Raw genomic sequence first — 20,030 nt, 5'->3', positions numbered from 1 at the left:
AACGCGAAGCGTTTTGCCGCGAGCTGCGACGCTGCCCCTGTCTCGTCATTCTGCGCGACGCAGGAGTCGCTGAATCCAGTTTTCGAAAAGCCTGGATCCTGCAACTCGCTGCGCTCGTGCAGGACGACGGGATTAGGGCCTACGCGAGCAGTGACGCCCCCAGCATCTCGCCCGGCTCAAACCCCGGGAGGATCGCAAACACGGCAGACCCCGTGTGAGTGACCCACTCGTTGAGCAGGTCGAGTTCGTCGAGCCTCTCTTGAATGGGCACAAACTGCCGCAGTGGGTCGCGCTGAAAGCAGGCAAACAGCAGCCCGGCCTCGTCGCCCGTGTCGTAGTTCACGGCGCGCCGGTAGATGCGCTCGGCGGGGTCGGTCGAGTGCGCCCGGCGCGCGTGCGCGTAGCTCGGAATCACGGGCAGCCCAGACGCCGTCTTCGCGTCGAAATCGATGGGCGTGTGCTCGGTGCCGCCGGTAAGGGGCGCCCCGTCTGACAGCGTGCGGCCGATCGTCTGCTCGCGCCCGGGGCGGTCGACCATGTCCCACGTGTCGAGCTCCATGCGGATCCGCCGCAGCACGAGCGCCGAACCACCCGCAAGCCACCCTCCCGCATCAGGTAACCAGACGAGCGACGCAAAGTCGTCGTCGGTGGGGGCCGGGTTCACGGTGCCGTCGACCTGCCCCATAAGGTTGCGCATTGTGGCGCCCGGCTTCTCTGCACCGCGCGCCTGCCGAAACCCCTGCTGCACCCACGCCCGCGTCGCGAACGACGAGAGGTCTCGGTCGAGCATGCGGCACGCGTGCGCGACCGCGAGCGGGTCGTCGGCCTGCACGAGCAGCACTAAATCACCGCCGTCGTACCCGTTGCCCAGCTGATCGAGCGAGAACGCCGGCAGCGGAGCGAGCCACTCGGGCCTGCGCATCTGGTCGACGCGGTCGACGAGCGCGGGCCCCACGCCCACGGTGATCGTGAGGCGAGCAGGCCGCTCGGCGAGCTCGGGCTCCGAGTCCGCCATGGGGGCCACACCTTGCGTGAGCGCCTCGATGTCTCCGGTCACAACCCGAAACATGCGCTCGAGCGCTGCCCGGTCGGTCTCGGGTCGCAGCGTGTACGCGACGTAGCGGGTGTGTGCCGTGTGATCGGTGACGACCCCGGCCTGGTGCGGGCCGTGACAGGCCAGGTACTCACCGCCGAAACCTGCTTCGGCGGCAGCGGGCGCGGCATGATCCGGATCGGTGGCGAACGCTCGCGCGCCGAGCGATGCCGCGAGCGTCGCGCCGACACCGAGGGCGGCGCCGGTCGCGCCCCCCGTGAGGAGGGCGCGCCGGCTCAGCCGCGCGGGCTGAGTGTTTGAAGCGACGTCAGTGTTCTGCGTGCGCATCTTCGGTGTCGCCCTCGTAGTTCTCCTCTGCCCCCGCGTAGCTCTTTGCGAGCACGGTGACCTCGACGGTAGAACCGTCGTCGAAGGTGAGCGTGACGGGCACCTCGTCGCCGGGCAAGAGAGCCGCGGCGAGCTCCATCAGCATGATGTGGTTGCCGCCGGGCACAAGCTCGAAGGTGCCGCCTGCGGGCACAGTGAAACCGCCGTCAACCTCGCGCATCGTGGCACTTGCCCCCGAAGTGACCGACTCATGCAGTTCGACCACGTCTGCCACGGAGCTTGTGGCGGATACGAGCGTTACGTCGGTGTCGGTGGGGTTGTGGAGTGTGCCAAACACGCCGCTCATGCCGTCTGCGGCCTTCGCCCAGCCAGCATCGAGGGTCAGCCCGGTGGCGGCGCTGCCTGTCGTGTGTTTGCTCTGCCGCTCGGTCTGCCGCTGGGTCTGCTGCTGGGCCGCCGCACCGGTCGCGGCGCCATCGCTGGCCGAACATCCAGTGAGGGCGAGCGCCGCGACAAACGCAGCCGAAGTGAGCGTGAGTGAAAGGTTGCCGCGCATTACAGGGCACCCCCGTTGGTGTTGGTGCCCGTGTTTGTGTCGGTACCAGCGTCGGTGCCAGCGGTGTCGCCAGCGGCCGTGTGAGTCCCACCGAAGGCAGCGGCGCGCTCGCGGCGGCGCACTGTCAGCATCACGACGACCGCGACAACCGCGACGGCAGCGGCGCCCACGCCGATCAGCGCACCGACGGGTGCGCCGCTTGCTACGCCTGCGGCCTCGCCCGCCGCACCGTCGCCTGCGGTGTCTGCAGCGCTGGCGGTGTCCGTGGTACCAGCTGGGGCCGTCTCGGGCGCGCCTTCGCCGAGCGTGGCCGAGCCGTCAGCTTCAACAGTCAGGGTGAAGACGCCGTCGATGGGGTGGCCGTCACTCGATACAACGCGCCAAGCGCCCGCGTAATCGCCCGCTTCGAGTCCCTGCTTGATGGGCTGTGTGACGTCGGGGCCGTCGATCTCGGGCTCGCCGCCGCGGGCGTCAGCGCCGCCGGGGCCAGTGAGCACAAACTCGGTGCCCACCTCGATGACGCTGTTGCTAAACGAGAGGCGCACGGCCTCGGCCGTGCCGTCGGCGTTCTCTACCACTTCTGAGCCGACGAGCTGGTCGTGCGCGAGGGCGGGGCTTGCGGGGCCAAACGCCATGGCGCCGAGCGCGATCGCGGCGGTCGCAAGCGCCCCGCCCATGAGCGCGAATAGGCGGCGCGGTGGGCGTGCAGCATGCGACGCGGCGGCAGCCGGCAGCGCTGTTACGGGAGTGGTGGGTACGACTGAGTACTGCTGAGACAAGGGGGTCTCCAAATTTCTCCGGCCGTCTGACATGCAGGGGCCGGGTAGCGCGCCAGGGCACACTGCCACGTGGCGCTAAGAATATTAAAAGTTAAGAGAAGGGCGCGTCATCGAACGCGGGCGGCCCGCGGTGCGAGATCACGGCGAAGAATACCGGCTGCGGCAGCTCCAGCACCCCGGGGGTGCACACTGCGCGGGCCGTGCGCGGGACTGTTACCGCAGCGGGGTGGCTCAGCGGTAGCGCACGCCCCACGAGCCGGGCGAGGGCGCGTGCGGCCCGCTCGCCGCGGTGCATCAGCGCAATGGTGATGAGCGCGCCGAGCGCGTGACCCACCCACATCGCGGTGTCGGCGGCGCCAGCCGCCGCGAGATCCGGCACGAAGTTTTGCATCTGAGCGAGGTGCGCCGCGTGCAGTGGGGCGGGCGGGCGCAGGGTGCCAGGTGTGCCGGGCGTTAGGAGGCCCAAGCCCGCAAAACACCAGTGGTAGACGAACTGGGCGGCCGTCACGGCGAGCGTGAGGCGCCAGAGGCCGAGCCGTCTGTGCGCGAGCGCCGTGCTCAGCGGCAGAGCGAGAATCGCCGTCGCGACGACCGAGAAGAGCGTGACTTCGCCGCCCGCGAGCGCGTGCGAGGCAGCGGCGGTGAGTGTCGCGGCACCAGCAACCGCGGCGCCGCGCACCGTGCGCTCGCCGCGACTCATGGGGGCAGCGGCCAGGCGCCGTGCCGTCATGCTCTGCATGCGCCCAGTCTATCGGCGCCGCGCTCGGGCAGCTGCGAAGTGTCGGGTAGCCTCGGGGATACCGGTGAAGGAGACCTGCTATGCCCGCAATTGATTTGAACGCCGACCTCGGCGAAGCGACCGGCCGCGACGGGATCGCAGCCGACGCCGCCATTCTTGCGCAGGTGACAAGCGCTAACGTCGCCTGCGGGTTTCACGCGGGTGACCCGGCGGGTATTCTCCGCACCTGCCGCATCGCCGCAGAGAACAGGGTCTCGATCGGTGCACACCCGGGGTACCGCGATGCGGCTGGCTTTGGCCGCCGCTTCATCGACTACGACCCCGGCGTGCTCGAAGCCGAGACGATCTATCAGGTGGGCGCGGTGCGTGCGCTCGCGGCAACGGTCGGCGCCGAAGTGCGCTACATCAAACCGCACGGCGCGCTCTACAACGCGCTCGCACAGCACGAGGCGCAGGCGCTCGCGGTCGTGCGCGCCGCCGTCGCGACGGGGCTGCCGCTCATGGTGCAGGCGTCTTCGCGCACCGTGCAGCTCGCGGCCGACGCGGGCGTGCGCGCGATCGGCGAGGGCTTCGCCGACCGCGGCTACCGGCCCGACGGCACGCTCGTGCCCCGCTCAGAACCGGGCGCACTGCTGGGGCGCGACGAGGCGATCGCGCAGGCGCTCCGGATCGCCCAGACGGGCACCGTGATCGCCGTAGGCGGTGTCGAGATCGAGGTGCCAGCCGAGAGCATTTGCTTGCACGGCGACAGCCCCGGCGCGGTGCTGCTTGCGGCCGAGATACGCGCGGAGCTTGAACGCGCGGGTGTGACGGTGCGGGCCTGTGTGTGACATGAAACACGAGCGCTTCAAGGCGCGGCTCATGGGGGATCGGGCCGTGCTGATCGAGTGCGCTGGTGTGACGGGCGCTTCCGCTGGTGCTGCTGGTGCTGGTGCTGCTGCGGTTGCCGAGGTTGCCGAGGTCGCTGCTCTCGTCGCGCGGTTGCACGGGGTCACCGAAGTCGTGCCCGCTGCCCGCACTGTTCTGGTCGTCTGCAAGGACTGGCGCGCTACGAGGGGCGTGCTCGCGTGGGCTGAGCGCGGGGGCGTGGGGCCTGGCACTGATGCCGCAGCGAGTAGCTCAGCGCACGGCACAGCAAGCGAGGCCGTGCACGGCGCAGCACACAGCACCGGGCACAGCATCGGGCACCGTGCCGCGCACGTCACGATCGATGTCGTCTACGACGGCGAAGACCTGGCTCTCGCTGCAGCACTTGTCGGTGTGAGTGGCGAAGCGCTCGCCGCCGCGCACACGAACGTCTCGTGGCGGGCAGCGTTTGGTGGCTTTGCGCCGGGGTTCATGTACCTCACCGCCGATAACTGGCCGTACCGGTTGCCCCGGCTTGATGCGCCGCGTGCACGGGTTGAAGCTGGCGCGGTGGCGCTCGCAGGGGAGTTCTCGGCGGTCTATCCTGCCGCCTCACCCGGTGGGTGGCAGCTCATCGGTCGCACTGCTGCGCCGATGTGGGAGCTTGAACGCGCGGAGCCCGCGCTCGTGCGACCGGGCGACACCGTCGAGTTTCGTGCGGTGCGCGAACTGGTGCGGGCGCGCGCTAGCGGCACCAGTGGCGGTGGCGGTGCTGAGCGTACTGCTGACGCCACTATGGGCGTGGCGGCCGACCTCTTCGTAGTCAGCGGTGTAGCAAGCGACGACTCAGGCCCCGCTGCGGCCCCCGCCGCCGCGACGTTTACTGTCGTGCGCCCCGGCACCCAAACCTTGATCCAAGACGGCGGCCGACCGGGGTACCGTGCGGTCGGAGTGACCGAGTCAGGAGCCATGGACCGCGCGGCGCTCGCCCGTGCCAACGAAGCAGTCGAGAACCCTGCGGGTGCGGCCGGCCTCGAAATTCTCGTGGGCGGGCTCGAACTGCGGGTGGAACGCCCGGTAACGGTAGCCATCGCGGGGACCGCCGTGAGCTTGGAGGTTCACGAAGCGGGGGAGCGCCGCACCGTTCTCGCGGGCACTCCGGTCGCTGTGCACCCCGGGCAGCGGCTTACCCTGGCGCACGTTGGCCCTGGCATGCGCGATTACCTCGCGGTGCGCGGCGGGGTGCTCGGGGTAGTCACACCGGAAGGTGGCGTCGAGCCTGCAGAGGGCACAGAGACAGTGGACACACAGGCAGACGGCACAGAGACAAACGGCGCGCAGCGGCAGGGGTGGCTCGGCAGCCAGGCCACCGACACACTCTCGGGCATCGGGCCCGCGCCGCTCGCTCAGGGCACCCAGTTTGGCGTTGGTGAGGTGGTCGAGAGACCCCTCGATGGCCCCCGGCCGGCCAAAGCGGTCGATGTAGTTGAACAGTCTGAGGGTCGCGAGCACACGGGGTCCCCTGGGCAAGCCGAGCTCCCAGCGAGGTCAGGGCAGCCTGACCAGCCAGCGGTGCCCGTTCTGCGCGTGCTCGCCGGGCCGCGCGACGACTGGTTTGATGAGGAATCGCTGCGCACGCTCACCGAGGCAACATGGACGGTGAGTGCACAGTCCAACCGGGTCGGGGCCCGCCTCTCCGGGCCTGTGCTCGAGCGACGAGCCGCACAAACTGACGACGCGGCACCCGCTGAGCTGCCGAGTGAAGGCATGGTGCGCGGCGCGCTACAGGTGCCGCCGGGCGGTGAACCCGTGCTGTTTCTGGCTGATCACCCAGTCACCGGCGGTTACCCGGTCATTGCCGTAGTGATCGACGACGACCTCGACCGGGCAGGCCAGCTCGCGCCCGGGGCCCCCGTGCGATTCGCGATCGTGAGCGCTGACGCCGCCTCTGAGACGGGAACATGGCCCGCCGCCCAAGTTGCCAAAGTCGCGCAGCCGCACCCTGCGCGGGTCACCTGCACGTTCGAGATCGACGGCAGACGCCACAGCGTGACGATGCCCGGCGCGCTCGCCGCCGCGATTGACCTGGCGTTTGCCGCTGACCCTGCTGATGCCGCAGACCTCGCTCATGCCGACGCAGCCCACGAGTTCATCGCGGGAATCGTGCGGGCGATCCGGAACAGCGGGTAACCAGCGCAGCGCGGCAGGCGACAAAGCACAGCAGGCCACAGAGCCCAGCCGCACCGACTAAGATGGGATCTCGTGTCAGAGAGCGAATCGAATAGGCCAGCGGAGTCGAATCCGATCACCCAAGAAGCGGCAGATGCCGCGGTCGCAGGTGCCCGCGCAGCGTTTGCGGCGGCGGGCAGCGTTGCCGAGCTGAAGGCTGCCCGCGCGCAGCACTCGGGCGAGGGCTCAGCCATCGCGCAGCTGAACGCGCTCATGCGTCAGGTGCCCAAATCAGAGAAGGCCGCGACCGGCAAGATCATGGGCCAGGCCCGTGGCCGCGTCGAGGGCGCGTACAAGGCTCGCGAGGCCGAGGTTGCTGCCGCCGAGGCCGCAGCGCGTCTCGTGGCAGAGACCGTCGACGTGACGGCAGCGCCCACGCGCCGCCGCACCGGCAACCGTCACCCGCTTGCGCAGCTGCAAGACGAGGCCGCCGACGTGTTTATTGGCATGGGCTGGGAGATCGCAGAGGGCCCCGAACTCGAGCACGAGTGGTTTAACTTTGACGCCCTGGGCTTTGACCCCGACCACCCGGCGCGCGCGATGCAAGACACGTTCTTCGTGGAGCCCGCAGACCGCCACCTGCTGATGCGCACGCACACCTCGCCCGTGCAGATCCGGTCGCTGCTCGGCCGCGAGCTGCCCGTGTACGTGGTGGCTCCGGGCCGCACGTTCCGCACCGACGAGCTCGACGCGACCCACACGCCCGTGTTCAGCCAGATCGAGGGCATCGCGATCGATCGCGGCTTGACTATGGCGCACCTGCGCGGCACGCTCGAGCACTTCGCACGCCAAATGTTTGGCGAAGAGGCAAAGATTCGCCTGCGCCCCAATTTCTTCCCGTTCACCGAGCCGTCGGCCGAGATGGACGTGTGGCAGCCGAACGCCAAGGGCGGCGCGCGCTGGGTCGAGTGGGGTGGCTGCGGCATGGTCGATCCCAAGGTGCTCGCCGCCGCGGGCATCGACCCCGAGGAATACCAGGGTTTTGCGTTTGGCATGGGCATTGAGCGCACGCTCCAGTTCCGCCACGACATCAACGATATGAGAGACATGGTTGAGGGCGATGTACGCTTCAACCGTCAGTTCGGAGGACTGGTCTAATGCGCGTTTCACTCAGCTGGCTGGGCGAATTCGTCACGCTCCCCGAGGGCACGACCCCCGAAGAGGTGCACGCCGATCTCGTGCGCGTGGGCTTCGAAGAGGAGTCGATTCGGCGCTTTGACGTGACCGGCCCCGTCGTCGTCGGCGAGGTGCTCTCTGCAGAGCCCGAAGAGCACTCGAACGGCAAGACGATCAACTGGTGCCAGGTGCGCGTTGCTGCCCCCGGCGCTCTCGCAGCCGATGGCGGCGAAGACGTGCGCGGTATCGTGTGCGGCGCCCACAACTTTGGCCCCGGCGACAAGGTCGTGGTCTCGCTGCCCGGCGCCGTGCTGCCTGGCGGCTTCGAGATCTCGGCACGCAAGACCTACGGTCACGTGTCCGACGGCATGATTGCCTCGGCCCGCGAGCTCTCGCTCGGCGACGAGCACGACGGCATCATCGTGCTCGGCACGCTCGGCCTCGACCCCGAGGTGGGCACCGACGCGAAGGCGCTGCTGGGTCTTTCTGACACGGCCGTCGAGATCAATGTGACTCCGGATCGCGGCTACGCGTTCTCGGTGCGCGGTGTGGCCCGCGAGTACTCGCATGCAACCGGCGCAGCGTTTGCGGACCCGGCGGCGGCCGTAACGGTCGCCCCCGCCTCGGGGTTCTCGGTTTCGCTGGCCGACGAGGCGCCCATTCGTGGTCGCGTCGGCGCAACGGGCTTCGTCACCCGCGTCGTGCGCGGCATCGATGCGACCCGCCCCACGCCCGCGTGGATGGTGGCCCGCCTACAGCTCGCTGGTGTGCGTGCGCTGTCGCTGCCCGTCGACATTTCGAACTACGTGATGCTCGAGCTCGGTCAGCCGCTGCACGCCTACGACCTCGCGAAGGTCACCGGCGGCATCACCGTGCGCCGCGCGGCTGCGGGCGAAACGCTCGTGACACTTGACGAGCAGGAGCGCACGCTGCACGCCGAGGACCTCGTGATCGCCGACGAGTCGGGCGTGATCGGCCTCGCCGGTGTCATGGGCGGCCAGTCCACCAAGACCGACGATACGACAGTTGATGTGCTCGTCGAAGCCGCGACGTTCGACCCCGTATCGATCGCACGTTCCTCGCGCCGCCACAAGCTGCCGAGCGAAGCTTCGAAGCGCTTTGAGCGCGGCGTCGACCCGCGCGTTGCGGCCGCTGCCGCGCAGCGCATGGTCGACCTGCTCGTGTCGCTTGCAGGGGGCACAGTAGATACGCTGGGCGGCGAGATTGTGGCTCCCTGGGAGCCCGTCACGGTGTCGCTGCCGCTTGAGCGCGTCAACGGTCTGATGGGCGCGGACTACACCGACGAAGAATCGCGTGCAGCGCTCGAGACCATCGGCTGCACGGTTGCTGCTGGAGCTGCCGAGCGTGAGCTCATCGTCACGGCGCCGAGCTGGCGTTCGGACCTTGCGCGCCCCGCCGACCTGATCGAAGAGATCGCCCGCATCGTCGGCTACGACCGGATTCCGTCGGTGCTGCCCGTCGCTCCCGCCGGGCGAGGGCTTACGCGTGAGCAGCGCCTGCGCCGCCGCGCAGCCAACACGATCACCGCCGCCGGTCTCGACGAGGTGCAGAGCTACCCGTTCGTGTCGCGCGCCCAGCTCGATGCATTTGGTGCGGGCGCCGAGAACACTGCAGACGCTGGTTCTGACGGGCCCGCTGCGGTCGACGCGATCCGGCTCGCAAACCCGCTCGATGGGCAGACGCCGTTCTTGCGTCGTTCGCTGCTGCCGGGTCTCGTGACTGCGGCTCAGCGCAGCGTGTCGCGTGGTATCACCGACCTTGCGATCGTCGAGTTCGGTTCGGTGTTTGAGCCGATGACGGGTGACGCTGTGCTCGGCACCGATGAGGTGCCGCCGCTTGGCGAGCGTCCGTCTGACGAGACGCTCGCAGCGCTTGACGCGTCGATTCCTGTGCAGCCGCGCCGTGCTGCCGGGCTGTTGCTGGGCGACGTCGTTGCCAAGCAGCCGGGCGAGGCCGCGCGCGAGTACGACTGGGCAGACGCGCTTGACGCCGCCCGCGAGGTCGCGCAGGCGGTTTCGGCGGAGCTCGTAGTGACGCAGGGGGCGCATCGCGCGTTCCACCCGGGCCGCACCGCCGAACTGTCGGTGCGCGTGCATGTCGACGCCGACGGCGAAGACGGTGGGCTCGAGGTCGTCGGCGTTGCTGGCGAGCTGCTGCCCGAGCTCGTCGCGGGGCACCACCTGCCAGGCCGTGCGGTCGCGTTTGAACTTGACCTTGAGCGCGTGATCGAGCTTGCCCCGCGCGTGCCCGAGACCGCTCAGCTGTCGACATACCCGGCCGCAACGCAGGATCTCACGCTCGTTGTTGCGGCCGATGTGCCCGCGGGTGACGTGCTCGCCGTAGTCACGGCGGGTGCGGGTGAGCTGCTCGAGTCGGCGCACGTGGTCGACGATTACCGTGGCCAGGGCGTCGAGGAGGGACAGAAGGCGCTGACCTTCGCGCTGCTCTTCCGCGCGACCGACCGCACGCTGAAGGCTGAAGAAGCGAGCGAGGCAAAGCTCGCGGGCGTGGCCGCGGCCGAGCTCGCTTTTGGCGCGCACCTGCGCGACTAAACGCTGCTTTTAAAGACCCGGGCGCTTCTCGCCTCTGTGTATGCAGGGGAGGGGGGAGCGCCCGGGTCTTTTTTGTTGGCGGTGGACTTTCGTCCCGTTTATTTCTGTGCGTCAATTCATGCCCGTTAAGTAGTGCAGCCCCGTCGTCTGCTGTCATACCGCGTGAGCGCGCCCCCTATGGTCATTCTGCGCGAGCTTCTGAGCCTTTGCAGCACCACTTGTCATGCTGCGCGAGGAACGAGTCGCAGCATCCACTGCCGCATGAGGTCGAGTCGTCCACAGCCCCCTGTTTCGACCAAAAATTGGCGTAATCACGCCAAATCTGTGGATAACTTCACTCGAATAAATCTACGATCCGTGAGACAATAGGGTATGGAAGCCAAACCCTCACCACAGCACGAAGAGCCCCTTGCGGGCCTCTTCGCTGAGGCTGCGAGCGAGGGTGCTGATGCGGGCTCGAACGCCCCGGCCGCGGCCGGTGTTTCAGGCATGAGCGCTGCTGCGGGGGTGACTGATGAGTCGGCAGTGCCCCCTGTGGCGGATGCTGTAGGGGGCGCCGTCGTGGGTGCTGCTGGCGGGTTGGGGATGCAGGCGAAGTGTGACGAGATCGTGCAGCTTATGGCGCACGTGCAGTCCTTGTTTCCGGCCGACTGCCCTGGTGCTGACGCGCGTACGGTCGTGAACGCGCTCACCGACGAGGGGGCGAGTGATTTCGCGAAGATCGTGGCTCAGGTGATGCGCAAGTGTTCTGAGCTGGAGGTACTCAGTGCCGGGGCGGTGGGAAGCCGGTCGGTGAAGCGTGCCGGGCAGCCCGGGGTGGCGCAGGCGAGTGGTTTCAAAACGGGTGTTGAGATGATGCAGCACCTCATGGGGAGTTCGTGGGGTGAAGCGTCTCGCAAGGTGCGGGTGGGCCAGAGCATGCTCGCCGGTGAGACCGCCGAACGCGAAGCGCGCGAGCAGCGTGAAGCACTCGCGGCGCGGTTTGGTGCCTGCACGAGTGACACGGGTGACGGTGACGGCGCCGATGGCACAGCCGACGGCAGTGGCGGTGACGATGGTGATCTGGCCGGTGTTGACGCCGCGGCTTCTGCCGCAGCGGCGGCTGAGGCTGCTGCGGCGGAGGCCATGCTGGTGTTGGCGGTGCCGTGGCACACGGTGCTCGACCGGGCCGTGTCGCGTGACCGGCTCACCGACCCGCAAAACGATGCGATCAGGCAGGGCCTCGGTGCGCCGCCGTGTGCTCCCGCACGAGACGCACAAACCGTAGATACTACTGCAGGCGCTGCGACTGGCACCGCAACGCCTGGTGCCGCGGCAAACAGCAATACCCAGGTAATGCCGGCGTGTGCGTTCCACACGGCAGCCTACGCGGCCCTCCACACTCCCCAGTATCAGCAGGACCCTGCAACGCTCTCCGCCACCGGAGACGCCACTAACACCGCCCCCACCACGGCCGCGGATTCCGCGGCGATCGCTGGAGCCGCTACCGCTATTGGCGGCGCCGCTACCGCTATTGACACAGAGGCAGAGGCGGGGGCTGACGCAGACGCAGCCGCAGAAGGTGAAGCAGACGCGTGCGGGGACCGGTGTGAAGCAGCCCTGCTGGTGCTGTGGTGGCAGGCCGGGCTCGACCTCATAGAGGCGGCCCAGCATACCCGGGTGGAAGAGCTGCGCCGCCGCGCGCGCGCGATTCGTGATCTCCTCGACCCCGAGGGGGCGACGCTGCGGCGTAACGAGCGGTATGAGGCGCGCTCATTTAGGTGGTGGACGGACCCGAATGGGCAGTTCCATGCCCGCCTCACCTGTGATGATGATGCGGGGGCGTGGATTCAGACGATTTTTGCGAGCGCGCTGCGCCCCCGACGGGGCGGTCCCCGCTTCATCGACCCCGACGAGCAGGCCGCGGGCGAAGCGCTCGCGCAAGACGAGCGCACCCACCATCAGATCTCGCACGACCTGCTCATCGACCTGCTCCAGTCAGGCGCGGTCGCCGACCAGCAGACCGTGTTCGGTACGAGGCAGGTGGGCGTGCGGGTGGTGCAGGTCGTGAACCGTGAAGCATACCTCGCCGAACAGGCCGAAGCCCGCGCCGCCGAGGCAGCCGCGAAAGCCACCAAGGCCGGGAAGAAGACCGCCCGGCAAGCAGCCCGCGGCACCACCCCCGAGGTGGCAGACGCACAGATACCGATCCAGCAGGCACCGCAGGCCACCCCAGCAGCAGCTGGCAGCCCGGGCGCGCACGGCGTGGCTCCCGCGGGAGCCGCTGCAACGGGCGCCACGACCACAACACTAGCGGCTCCGGCTGACCCGGTTGGCGTGGTCGCCTGGTACGAAGACGGGCTCACCATCACTTCTGACGCGGTCGTCGCCAAGCAGCGCTGCAACGCCGGCGTCGTGTACGTCACCGTCGATGAAGACTACAACCCTCTCGACGTGGGGCGCGAACAGCGGCTCTACAACGGGGCGCAACGCATCGCCCTCGCCACCCGTGATGGCGGGTGTCGCTGGCCGGGCTGTGACCGGCCCTCTTCGTACTGTGAAGCACACCATATTGACCACTGGCATTCCGACCAGGGCCGCACCGATATTGACCGCGGCGTCTCTCTTTGCTCAGCCCACCATTTGCAGCTCCATAACTACGGATGGAAGATCACCCGCGACGGGCGCGGCCCCTTCATGCTCCATCCACCACCGGGCACCGAGGGGACAGCTCCGCCCATCATTCTCGAAAACCCACTCCCGCCAGCCACCCGGGCATCCCAAGCCACACCGGGTGTGACAGGGCGACCTGACCTCGCCGCCGCAGCAGACACTACAGAGGAAATACGGGCAAGGGCAGCGGGAATCGGCGCAGCCGCGGCTCGAGCGGCAGCACCCACCTTCGAGCTCACCCAGACCGAGCTCGCGACGCCACTCCCCATCACCTACGGAATGCAACTCGGCGCCGCGAGAGCACGGCGCTTCAAACCAGCAGACCAGCGGGCCTACGCACAAGCCAACGGTTTCGCATAAACCCGAACGGGCTGGCGATCTAAACGAGGCATGTTGAATGTCTCCCTCGCCACCTTCAGCTGGCCCTCTCGTGGGCGTAGGGTGAGAGCATGAGGATCGCCATTGCGGGTGGGACCGGCGTTGTAGGACGCCACGTTGATCAGATCGCGCGTGAGCGCGGGCACGACACAGTCATCTTGACGCGGTCTCGAGGGGTTGACCTGGTGAGCGGTGAGGGTCTCAACCTTGCCGCGGTCGACACCGTGATCGACACCTCAGGGCCAGCGGCCGGCGCACGCGGTGGCCCGATCGAGTTCTTCGAGCGAGCCACGACCAACCTGCTCAACGCAGAAGAAGACGCGGGCGTCGGTCACCATATCGCGCTGTCGATAGTGGGCGCAGCGAATATCAATGCTGGCTACTACGCAGGCAAGCGTGCGCAAGAAGACCTCGTCGCAGTGAGCATGACCCCGTGGACAATTCTGCGCGCCACCCAATTTTTTGAGTTTGCCGAGCAGGTCGCCAGGCCGTTCGGGCCGTGGGTCATCGCGCCCAAAGTGAGGTCGCAGCCCATCGCTGCGTCTGCGGTGGCTGCTGAACTCGTGCGACTGGCTGAACTCTCGGCACAGCAGGAGTCAGTCGAAGCTCACGGCGTACACGAGATCGCGGGGCCCGAAGAACGCTCGATCGCGCAGCTCTTGCGTGAACTGCTGGGTGTGCGCAGTGACCTTCGCCGTGTGTTGGAGGTCCCGCTGCTCGGCCGGTTCGGCAAAGGTCTGCGCGACGGCTCAGTTCTGCCCAACGCGGCAGCGAAACTTGACGAAGAGACATTTGAAGACTGGCTCGAAACTCACATGAACCACCAGTGAGGTTACTCGCGAGGCGGTGAAACGCTGAACATCCAGGCGACACCGAAGCGGTCCTGCAGCATACCGAACGTGTCGCCCCACGGTGCCTGCGCGAGCGGTTCACGAATCAGTGCGCCTTCAGAAAGGCCGTCCCAGATTGCCTGGACACGCCCCATCTGGTCCCCTGAGACACACACGGAATGCCCGCCAATAGAGGCATCGGGAGATGCCGCCATCGAATCTGGGTAGTCGGCCGCCATGATCGTGAGGCCGTCATCCGTTTCGAGTTGGCCGTGCATCACTTTCTCCCCTTCGCTGGGGTCGCCCATCATCTCTGGGATCGAGTCGTAGCGTGTGATCTCTAACCTGCCACCGAGCACGCGGTGATAGTGCTCGAGCGCGGCCCGAGCTGCACCGTGAAAGTTGAGGTAGGGGTTCAAACGAATGGACATGTCATCTCCCTGAAGCTTAAGAACAAAGGCACCGATGAATGTCATTGATTCTGCGCCTGAAAGCGCGCTTTGACAAGTGCCAAGATGACCGTTTCGCGGTTGATGTGAAGCGAGTAGTCTTGGCCGCGAGCGGAGACGCCGCCTCCGCACAATCCCGAACGGGTGGTGGAGGAATCATGCAGAAGATCGTCCCAAACATTTGGAATACGCGCCACGCCGAAGAAGCTGGCGCGTTCTACGCCGCCGCCTTTGCGGGGGCCTCATACGAGGTCGAGTCACGCTATCCCGAAACCGGATTGCTCGACTTTCAACGAGACTTCGCGGGGTGTGCGCTGACCGTTGGTGTCGACATCCCCGACCCCGCAGGTGAGAAGTTTCACCTTTCTCTCATCAACGCGGGCGACGAATTTTCTCCGAACCCATCGATCTCGTTCATGTTGAACTTTGATCCAGTTCTATTCGGCGGGGCGGGCCCGGCAGAGGATCGCCTCGAATCAACCTGGAGCGCACTGGGCGCGGAGGGCAAAGTCCTTATGCCTCTCGACGAGTACCCGTTTAGTCCACGCTACGGCTGGGTAGAAGATCGCTACGGTGTGAGCTGGCAACTCGCGCTCGGTGATGGGACAGGAGAGGCACGGCCTCACGTCGTGCCCGTGCTCATGTTTGGCGGCGAAGCTCAGAACCGCGCCTCCGAAGCCCTTGCGTTCTACTCTTCGGTGTTTGAAGATGCAGAGCCCGGCGCAACATTCCCATACGGTGCCGCGACAGGGCCAGCAACGGCAGACGCCCTCATGTATGCAGAGCTGCGCATCGGCGACCAGTGGTTCGCGCTCATGGACTCGGGCGTAGCGCAGGAGTTTTCGTTCACCTGCGGTGTTTCACTCGAGGTGCAGTGCGCAGACCAGGCAGAGATCGATCGGCTTTGGGGCAGGTTGTCGGACGTACCCGAGGCCGAACAGTGCGGCTGGCTTGCAGACAAGTTTGGCGTCAGCTGGCAGATCATCCCAGCAAATATGGGCGAGCTCATGTCGCACGAGGGGGCGTTTGAACGCATGCTCGAGATGAAAAAGCTCGTGATTGCTGAGCTGTGATGAAGCAACAAAGGCCATAAAGCGTATACACAATCGCTCCACTGAGTCGCGCTATTGCACCGAAGTGGCCTCTATGTATACACTGAGGGTGTTGAAGGGAGCCCCCAGTGCGAGCCAGCGATCGAGCGTATGCCACACTTCTGGAAGAAATCCAGGGTGGCCTGCACGCCCCAGGGGCGGTGATCGCTGAGGTTGAACAGGCAGAACGCCTGGGCGTGAGTCGCACGCCCATGCGCGAGGCGATCTCGCGGCTCGTGGCAGACGGCCTCGTCAAGCAGCAGTCAGCCCGTGTGCTTGTCGTCGCAGGGTTTGACGCGAGCGATATTCGTGACCTGTTTGAGGCCCGGCGGGCGCTCGAAGAGACCGCCGCTCGCGCCGCGGCGCGCAAGGGCAAGCCAGAAGTGTTTGCGAAGCTCGCGGCAGACTTCGAAACAGCTCAGCCCGCGAGCGGCGGCGCCAACACCGACGCTTATTATGCCCTCATCGCCCGCTTTGACACCGAGCTCGATGCGGCCGCTGGCAATGCTTACCTGGCCCAGGCGCTGCGTACCGTGCGCACGCACCTGGTGCGCGCCCGCAGCCTCGCCCGCGATAACACAGCGCGGCTGCGCACGTCTGTGCGCGAGCACGCCCTCATCGCCTCAGCCATCGCCTCAGGCGATCAAGAGCTCGCAGCGCACGCCACCCATGTCCACCTGCACAACGCCCTCGAGGCGATTCTGCAGTCCATCAATAACCCCACCCCGGAAGGAACACAATGACTGTTTCACACCACGTTCGCGTCTACAAGAGTGAAGAGCACCTGGCCAAGGAAGACCAGCTCGCCTGGAAGATCGCCGAGGTCGCTGCGGACCCGGTTGCCGTCGACGAAGACGTCGCCGAGATGATCATCAACCGCATCATCGATAACGCCTCGGTAGCCGCGGCATCACTCACGCGCGGCCCGATCGTCGCCTCGCGCGCCCAGGCTCTTTCGCACCCAGTTTCACGCGGGGGATCCGGATCGAGCATCTTCGGCATCGACGGAACGCAGGACGCGAGCCGCACGAGCCCCGAGTGGGCGGCGTGGACGAACGGTGTGGCCGTGCGTGAACTGGACTATCACGACACCTTCCTGGCAGCCGAGTACTCACACCCGGGCGACAATATTCCGCCGATCCTGGCGGTTGCGCAGCACGCGGGTAGCGACGGCCTTGCCCTGATGCGCGGCATCGCGACCGGGTATGAAATCCAGATGGACCTGGTGCGTTCGATCTGCCTGCACAAGCACAAGATTGATCACATTGCGCATATTGGGCCGTCGGCCGCGGCGGGCATCGGCACGATGCTTGGTCTTGACGCCGAGACGATTTACCAGGCGGTTAGCCAGGGGCTGCACACCACCACCACCACACGTCAGAGCCGTAAGGGCGAGATCTCCACGTGGAAGGCGCACGCCCCCGCGTTCGCCGGCAAGATGGCGGTTGAAGCTGTTGACCGTGCAATGCGCGGTCAAACCTCGCCGAGCCCCATTTACGAGGGCGAAGACAGTGTGATCGCGTGGCTGCTCGACGGACCTGAGGCCTCGTACAGTGTGCCGCTGCCCGCGGCGGGGGAGTCTAAGCGTGCGATCCTCGACTCGTATACGAAGGAGCACTCGGCCGAGTACCAGGCGCAAGCACTGATCGACCTGGCACGCAAGCTGAACGGCGCGCACCCTGAGCTGGTTGACCCCGCTAATGTGCAGAGCATCGTTATTCACACGAGCCACCACACGCACAACGTGATCGGATCGGGCGCAAACGACCCGCAGAAGTACGACCCGCAGTCCACGCGCGAAACCCTCGATCACTCGATCCCGTACATCTTCGCGGTGGCGCTGCAAGACGGTGGCTGGCACCACGTCGACTCGTACACGCCAGAACGTGCCGGTCGCGCCGATACGGTCGAGCTGTGGCACAAGATTACGACGGCGGAGGACAAGGAATGGACGCGCCGCTACCACTCCGAAGACCCGGCCGAGAAGGCATTTGGCGGTCGTGTTGAGATCACCCTCACCGACGGCAGCATCATCACCGACGAGATTGCGGTGGCAGACGCGCACCCGCTGGGCGCCCGGCCGTTTGTGCGCGCAAACTACATTGCCAAGTTCAGGCTGCTGGCAGAGCCCGTGCTCGAGCCCGCCGAGATCGAGCGGTTCCTGGAGCTCGTGCAGCGCTTGCCCGAGCTCACGGCGGCAGAGGTGCGCGAGCTCAACATCGTCGCTAAGCCCGGCGTAATCGACCTGGCCGCTGGCCCGAAGGGGCTCTTCTAATGCTCTACGCACAAACCACAGCCGAGGCGAAGCGCCGTAACTTTCGAGAACGGCTTGCCAGCGGCGAGCTGCTGCGCTTTCCGGGGGCATTTAACCCGCTGTCGGCCAGGCTCATCGCGCAAAAGGGATTCGACGGTGTCTACATCTCGGGGGCGGTGCTGTCTGCCGATCTGGGGCTGCCCGACATTGGACTCACGACCCTCAGTGAAGTGGCGGGGCGCGGCAAGCAGATCGCCCGCATGACCGATCTGCCCGCCATTATTGACGCCGACACCGGTTTTGGTGAGCCGATGAACGTCGCCCGCACAATTCAGGAGCTCGAAGACGCCGGGCTTGCGGGCGCGCACATTGAAGACCAGATCAACCCTAAGCGCTGCGGTCACCTGGACGGCAAATCGGTCGTTGACGAGGCGACCGCGCTCAAGCGCATTCGTGCGGCGGTCGATGCTCGCCGCGACCCCAACTTTCTGATCATGGCGCGCACTGACATGCGCGCCACCGCGCCGGGGGAGGAAGGGCTGAAGCTCGCGATTGACCGAGCGAAAGCGCTCGTCGATGCCGGCGCCGACTCGATCTTTCCCGAGGCAATGCGTACACTCGCAGAGTTTGAGGCGATGCGTAACGCGCTCGACGTGCCAATCCTCGCGAACATGACCGAGTTTGGTAAGAGTGAACTGTTCTCGTCACAGCAGCTCGCAGACGTGGGCGTGAACATCGTGATTTGGCCCGTGTCGATGCTGCGCATCGCTATGGGGGCGACCGGTCGGGCGCTTGATGAGCTGAACGCTGAGGGCCACCTGCGGGCCAAACTCGGCGAGATGCAACACCGCGCCGACCTGTACGACCTGATCGATTACGAGTCGTACAACAGCTTTGATACCAGCGTGTTTAACTTCGAGGTACAGCGCTAAGCTCGCCTTAGTCGCCGCCAATGCAAAGGAGCAATCATGGCCGAGACAACAATTGAGATTAAAAAGGGACTCGCCGGGGTCGTCGTTGACTACACCGCGATCTCGAAGGTGAACCCCGAGACGAATAGCCTGCTCTATCGGGGATACCCGGTACAAGAGCTGGCGGCGAGCCAGTCGTTTGAGGCTGTCGCCTACCTGCTGTGGCACGGCGAGCTGCCCACGCCCGCTCAGCTCAAAGAGTTCGAGCAGCAGGAGCGCGCACTGCGCTCGCTCGACGCACGCACGCACGCGCTACTCGATACGATGCCGGTCACCGCGCATCCGATGGATATCGTGCGTACCGCTGTCAGCCAGCTGGGCACGTTCGATGAGACCCTCGACCGGCCGGGTGGGTGGACAGACGCCACGCTCGACCTGGGCCGGGCAATCTACCTGTTCGCGCAGCTGCCCACCATTGTGGCGGCGGTGCAGCGGCGCAGGCGCGGGCTCGCTCCGATTGAACCGCGCGACGACCTCGACTACTCGGCCAACTTCTTGTGGATGACATTTGGGGAACTGCCCTCGCAGGCAGCCATCGACGTGTTTCGCGTGTCGATGGTGCTGTACGCCGAGCACTCGTTTAACGCGTCGACGTTCACGGCGCGCGTCATCGCGTCGACCACTTCTGACCTGTACTCGGCGGTCGTGGGAGGCATTGGGGCGTTGAAGGGGCCGCTGCACGGCGGTGCCAATGAGGCGGTCATGCACATTATGACCGAGATCGGCTCGGCCGACCGGGTCGAGCCCTGGCTTGAGGAGGCGCTTGCCCACAAGCGCAAGATCATGGGGTTCGGTCATCGTGTCTACAAACACGGCGACTCGCGTGTGCCGACCATGAAGGCGGCACTCGACGTGCTGCTCGAAGAGTCTGGCCGTACGGATCTAGCTGAGCTCTACGACAAGCTCGAGCGCGAGTTCGTTGAGCGCAAAGGTATCTACCCCAACCTCGACTACCCGTCGGGGCCAGCGTACCACCTGCTCGGGTTTGACACCGAGATCTTCACGCCGCTGTTCATCGCGTCGCGTGTCACAGGGTGGACAGCGCACATTATGGAGCAGGCTGCCGCGAACGCTCTGATTCGCCCGCTGTCGGCATACAACGGCGTTGAAGAGCGCCACGTACCGGCCACGTAGCGTTGGCACGGTAGCGTGGAGTAGCGTAACCAGCAGTCAGAGAGGACCCGCC

General features: G+C 66.5%; 16 protein-coding genes. 11 read left to right on the top strand and 5 right to left on the bottom strand.

Annotated elements, in window-relative coordinates; all coding sequences use genetic code 11:
- Window positions 1-139: 139 nt before the first annotated feature.
- The 4 genes from ACXR2T_RS02350 to ACXR2T_RS02335 form a co-directional block, all read right to left on the bottom strand.
- The gene (locus tag ACXR2T_RS02350; protein ID WP_458838250.1) at window positions 140-1,381 is read right to left on the bottom strand and encodes a Dyp-type peroxidase; all 1,242 of its coding nucleotides are present in this window, start codon (window positions 1,379-1,381) and stop codon (window positions 140-142) included.
- Entirely contained in the window at window positions 1,362-1,937 is a 576-nt protein-coding gene (locus tag ACXR2T_RS02345) for a copper chaperone PCu(A)C (protein ID WP_458838251.1), read from the bottom strand. Before ACXR2T_RS02345 ends, ACXR2T_RS02350 begins: the two co-directional genes overlap by 20 nt.
- The gene (locus ACXR2T_RS02340; protein WP_458838252.1) at window positions 1,937-2,716 is read right to left on the bottom strand and encodes a copper resistance CopC family protein; all 780 of its coding nucleotides are present in this window, start codon (window positions 2,714-2,716) and stop codon (window positions 1,937-1,939) included. Before ACXR2T_RS02340 ends, ACXR2T_RS02345 begins: the two co-directional genes overlap by 1 nt.
- A 91-nt stretch (window positions 2,717-2,807) precedes the next feature.
- Complete coding sequence (locus ACXR2T_RS02335; RefSeq protein WP_458838253.1) at window positions 2,808-3,455, bottom strand: hypothetical protein; 648 nt, start codon at window positions 3,453-3,455, stop codon at window positions 2,808-2,810.
- An 80-nt stretch (window positions 3,456-3,535) separates the two neighbouring features.
- On the opposite strand from ACXR2T_RS02335, the gene ACXR2T_RS02330 reads away from it, so the two are divergent.
- From ACXR2T_RS02330 to ACXR2T_RS02305, 6 genes are all read left to right on the top strand, one after another.
- Complete coding sequence (locus tag ACXR2T_RS02330; RefSeq protein WP_458838254.1) at window positions 3,536-4,285, top strand: LamB/YcsF family protein; 750 nt, start codon at window positions 3,536-3,538, stop codon at window positions 4,283-4,285.
- A gap of 1 nt (window position 4,286) precedes the next feature.
- Window positions 4,287-6,491 carry a 5-oxoprolinase subunit B/C family protein gene (locus tag ACXR2T_RS02325; RefSeq protein ID WP_489945474.1) on the top strand — a complete coding sequence of 735 codons (2,205 nt, stop codon included), beginning with the start codon at window positions 4,287-4,289 and terminating at the stop codon, window positions 6,489-6,491.
- A 72-nt stretch (window positions 6,492-6,563) separates the two neighbouring features.
- Window positions 6,564-7,628 carry a phenylalanine--tRNA ligase subunit alpha gene (gene pheS, locus ACXR2T_RS02320; protein WP_458838256.1) on the top strand — a complete coding sequence of 355 codons (1,065 nt, stop codon included), beginning with the start codon at window positions 6,564-6,566 and terminating at the stop codon, window positions 7,626-7,628.
- Window positions 7,628-10,219, top strand: a complete 2,592-nt coding sequence (pheT, locus tag ACXR2T_RS02315; protein WP_458838257.1) for a phenylalanine--tRNA ligase subunit beta — start codon at window positions 7,628-7,630, stop codon at window positions 10,217-10,219. The genes pheS and pheT overlap by 1 nt, the downstream gene beginning before the upstream one ends.
- A gap of 372 nt (window positions 10,220-10,591) precedes the next feature.
- A complete protein-coding gene (locus ACXR2T_RS02310; protein ID WP_489945473.1) occupies window positions 10,592-13,231 on the top strand; it encodes an HNH endonuclease signature motif containing protein in 2,640 nt (879 codons plus the stop codon).
- 89 nt (window positions 13,232-13,320) lie between these two features.
- Complete coding sequence (locus tag ACXR2T_RS02305; RefSeq protein ID WP_458838259.1) at window positions 13,321-14,079, top strand: SDR family oxidoreductase; 759 nt, start codon at window positions 13,321-13,323, stop codon at window positions 14,077-14,079.
- Window positions 14,080-14,081: 2 nt separating this feature from the next.
- On the opposite strand, the gene ACXR2T_RS02300 is transcribed toward ACXR2T_RS02305, so the two are convergent.
- Window positions 14,082-14,510 carry a VOC family protein gene (locus ACXR2T_RS02300; RefSeq protein WP_458838260.1) on the bottom strand — a complete coding sequence of 143 codons (429 nt, stop codon included), beginning with the start codon at window positions 14,508-14,510 and terminating at the stop codon, window positions 14,082-14,084.
- Window positions 14,511-14,686: 176 nt separating this feature from the next.
- Between ACXR2T_RS02300 and ACXR2T_RS02295 the strand changes: the two genes are divergently transcribed.
- The 5 genes from ACXR2T_RS02295 (at window position 14,687) to ACXR2T_RS02275 (ending at window position 19,978) form a co-directional block, all read left to right on the top strand.
- Window positions 14,687-15,601 carry a VOC family protein gene (locus tag ACXR2T_RS02295; RefSeq protein WP_458838261.1) on the top strand — a complete coding sequence of 305 codons (915 nt, stop codon included), beginning with the start codon at window positions 14,687-14,689 and terminating at the stop codon, window positions 15,599-15,601.
- Window positions 15,602-15,708: 107 nt separating this feature from the next.
- Window positions 15,709-16,362 (top strand): GntR family transcriptional regulator, encoded by a 654-nt coding sequence (locus ACXR2T_RS02290; RefSeq protein WP_458814919.1) that lies wholly within the window; start codon window positions 15,709-15,711, stop codon window positions 16,360-16,362.
- Window positions 16,359-17,894: an MmgE/PrpD family protein gene (locus tag ACXR2T_RS02285; RefSeq protein ID WP_458838262.1), complete on the top strand. Its 1,536-nt coding sequence runs from the start codon at window positions 16,359-16,361 to the stop codon at window positions 17,892-17,894. Before ACXR2T_RS02290 ends, ACXR2T_RS02285 begins: the two co-directional genes overlap by 4 nt.
- On the top strand, window positions 17,894-18,805 hold the full coding sequence (gene prpB, locus ACXR2T_RS02280) for a methylisocitrate lyase (RefSeq protein WP_458838263.1): 912 nt from the start codon (window positions 17,894-17,896) through the stop codon (window positions 18,803-18,805). The genes ACXR2T_RS02285 and prpB overlap by 1 nt, the downstream gene beginning before the upstream one ends.
- A 36-nt stretch (window positions 18,806-18,841) precedes the next feature.
- Window positions 18,842-19,978 carry a bifunctional 2-methylcitrate synthase/citrate synthase gene (locus ACXR2T_RS02275; RefSeq protein ID WP_458838264.1) on the top strand — a complete coding sequence of 379 codons (1,137 nt, stop codon included), beginning with the start codon at window positions 18,842-18,844 and terminating at the stop codon, window positions 19,976-19,978.
- Window positions 19,979-20,030: the final 52 nt, after the last annotated feature.

Source organism: Leucobacter faecis, from assembly GCF_054456635.2.
Note: the sequence above shows the minus strand (reverse complement) of the source record. Positions and strands in the feature narration are given on the sequence as shown.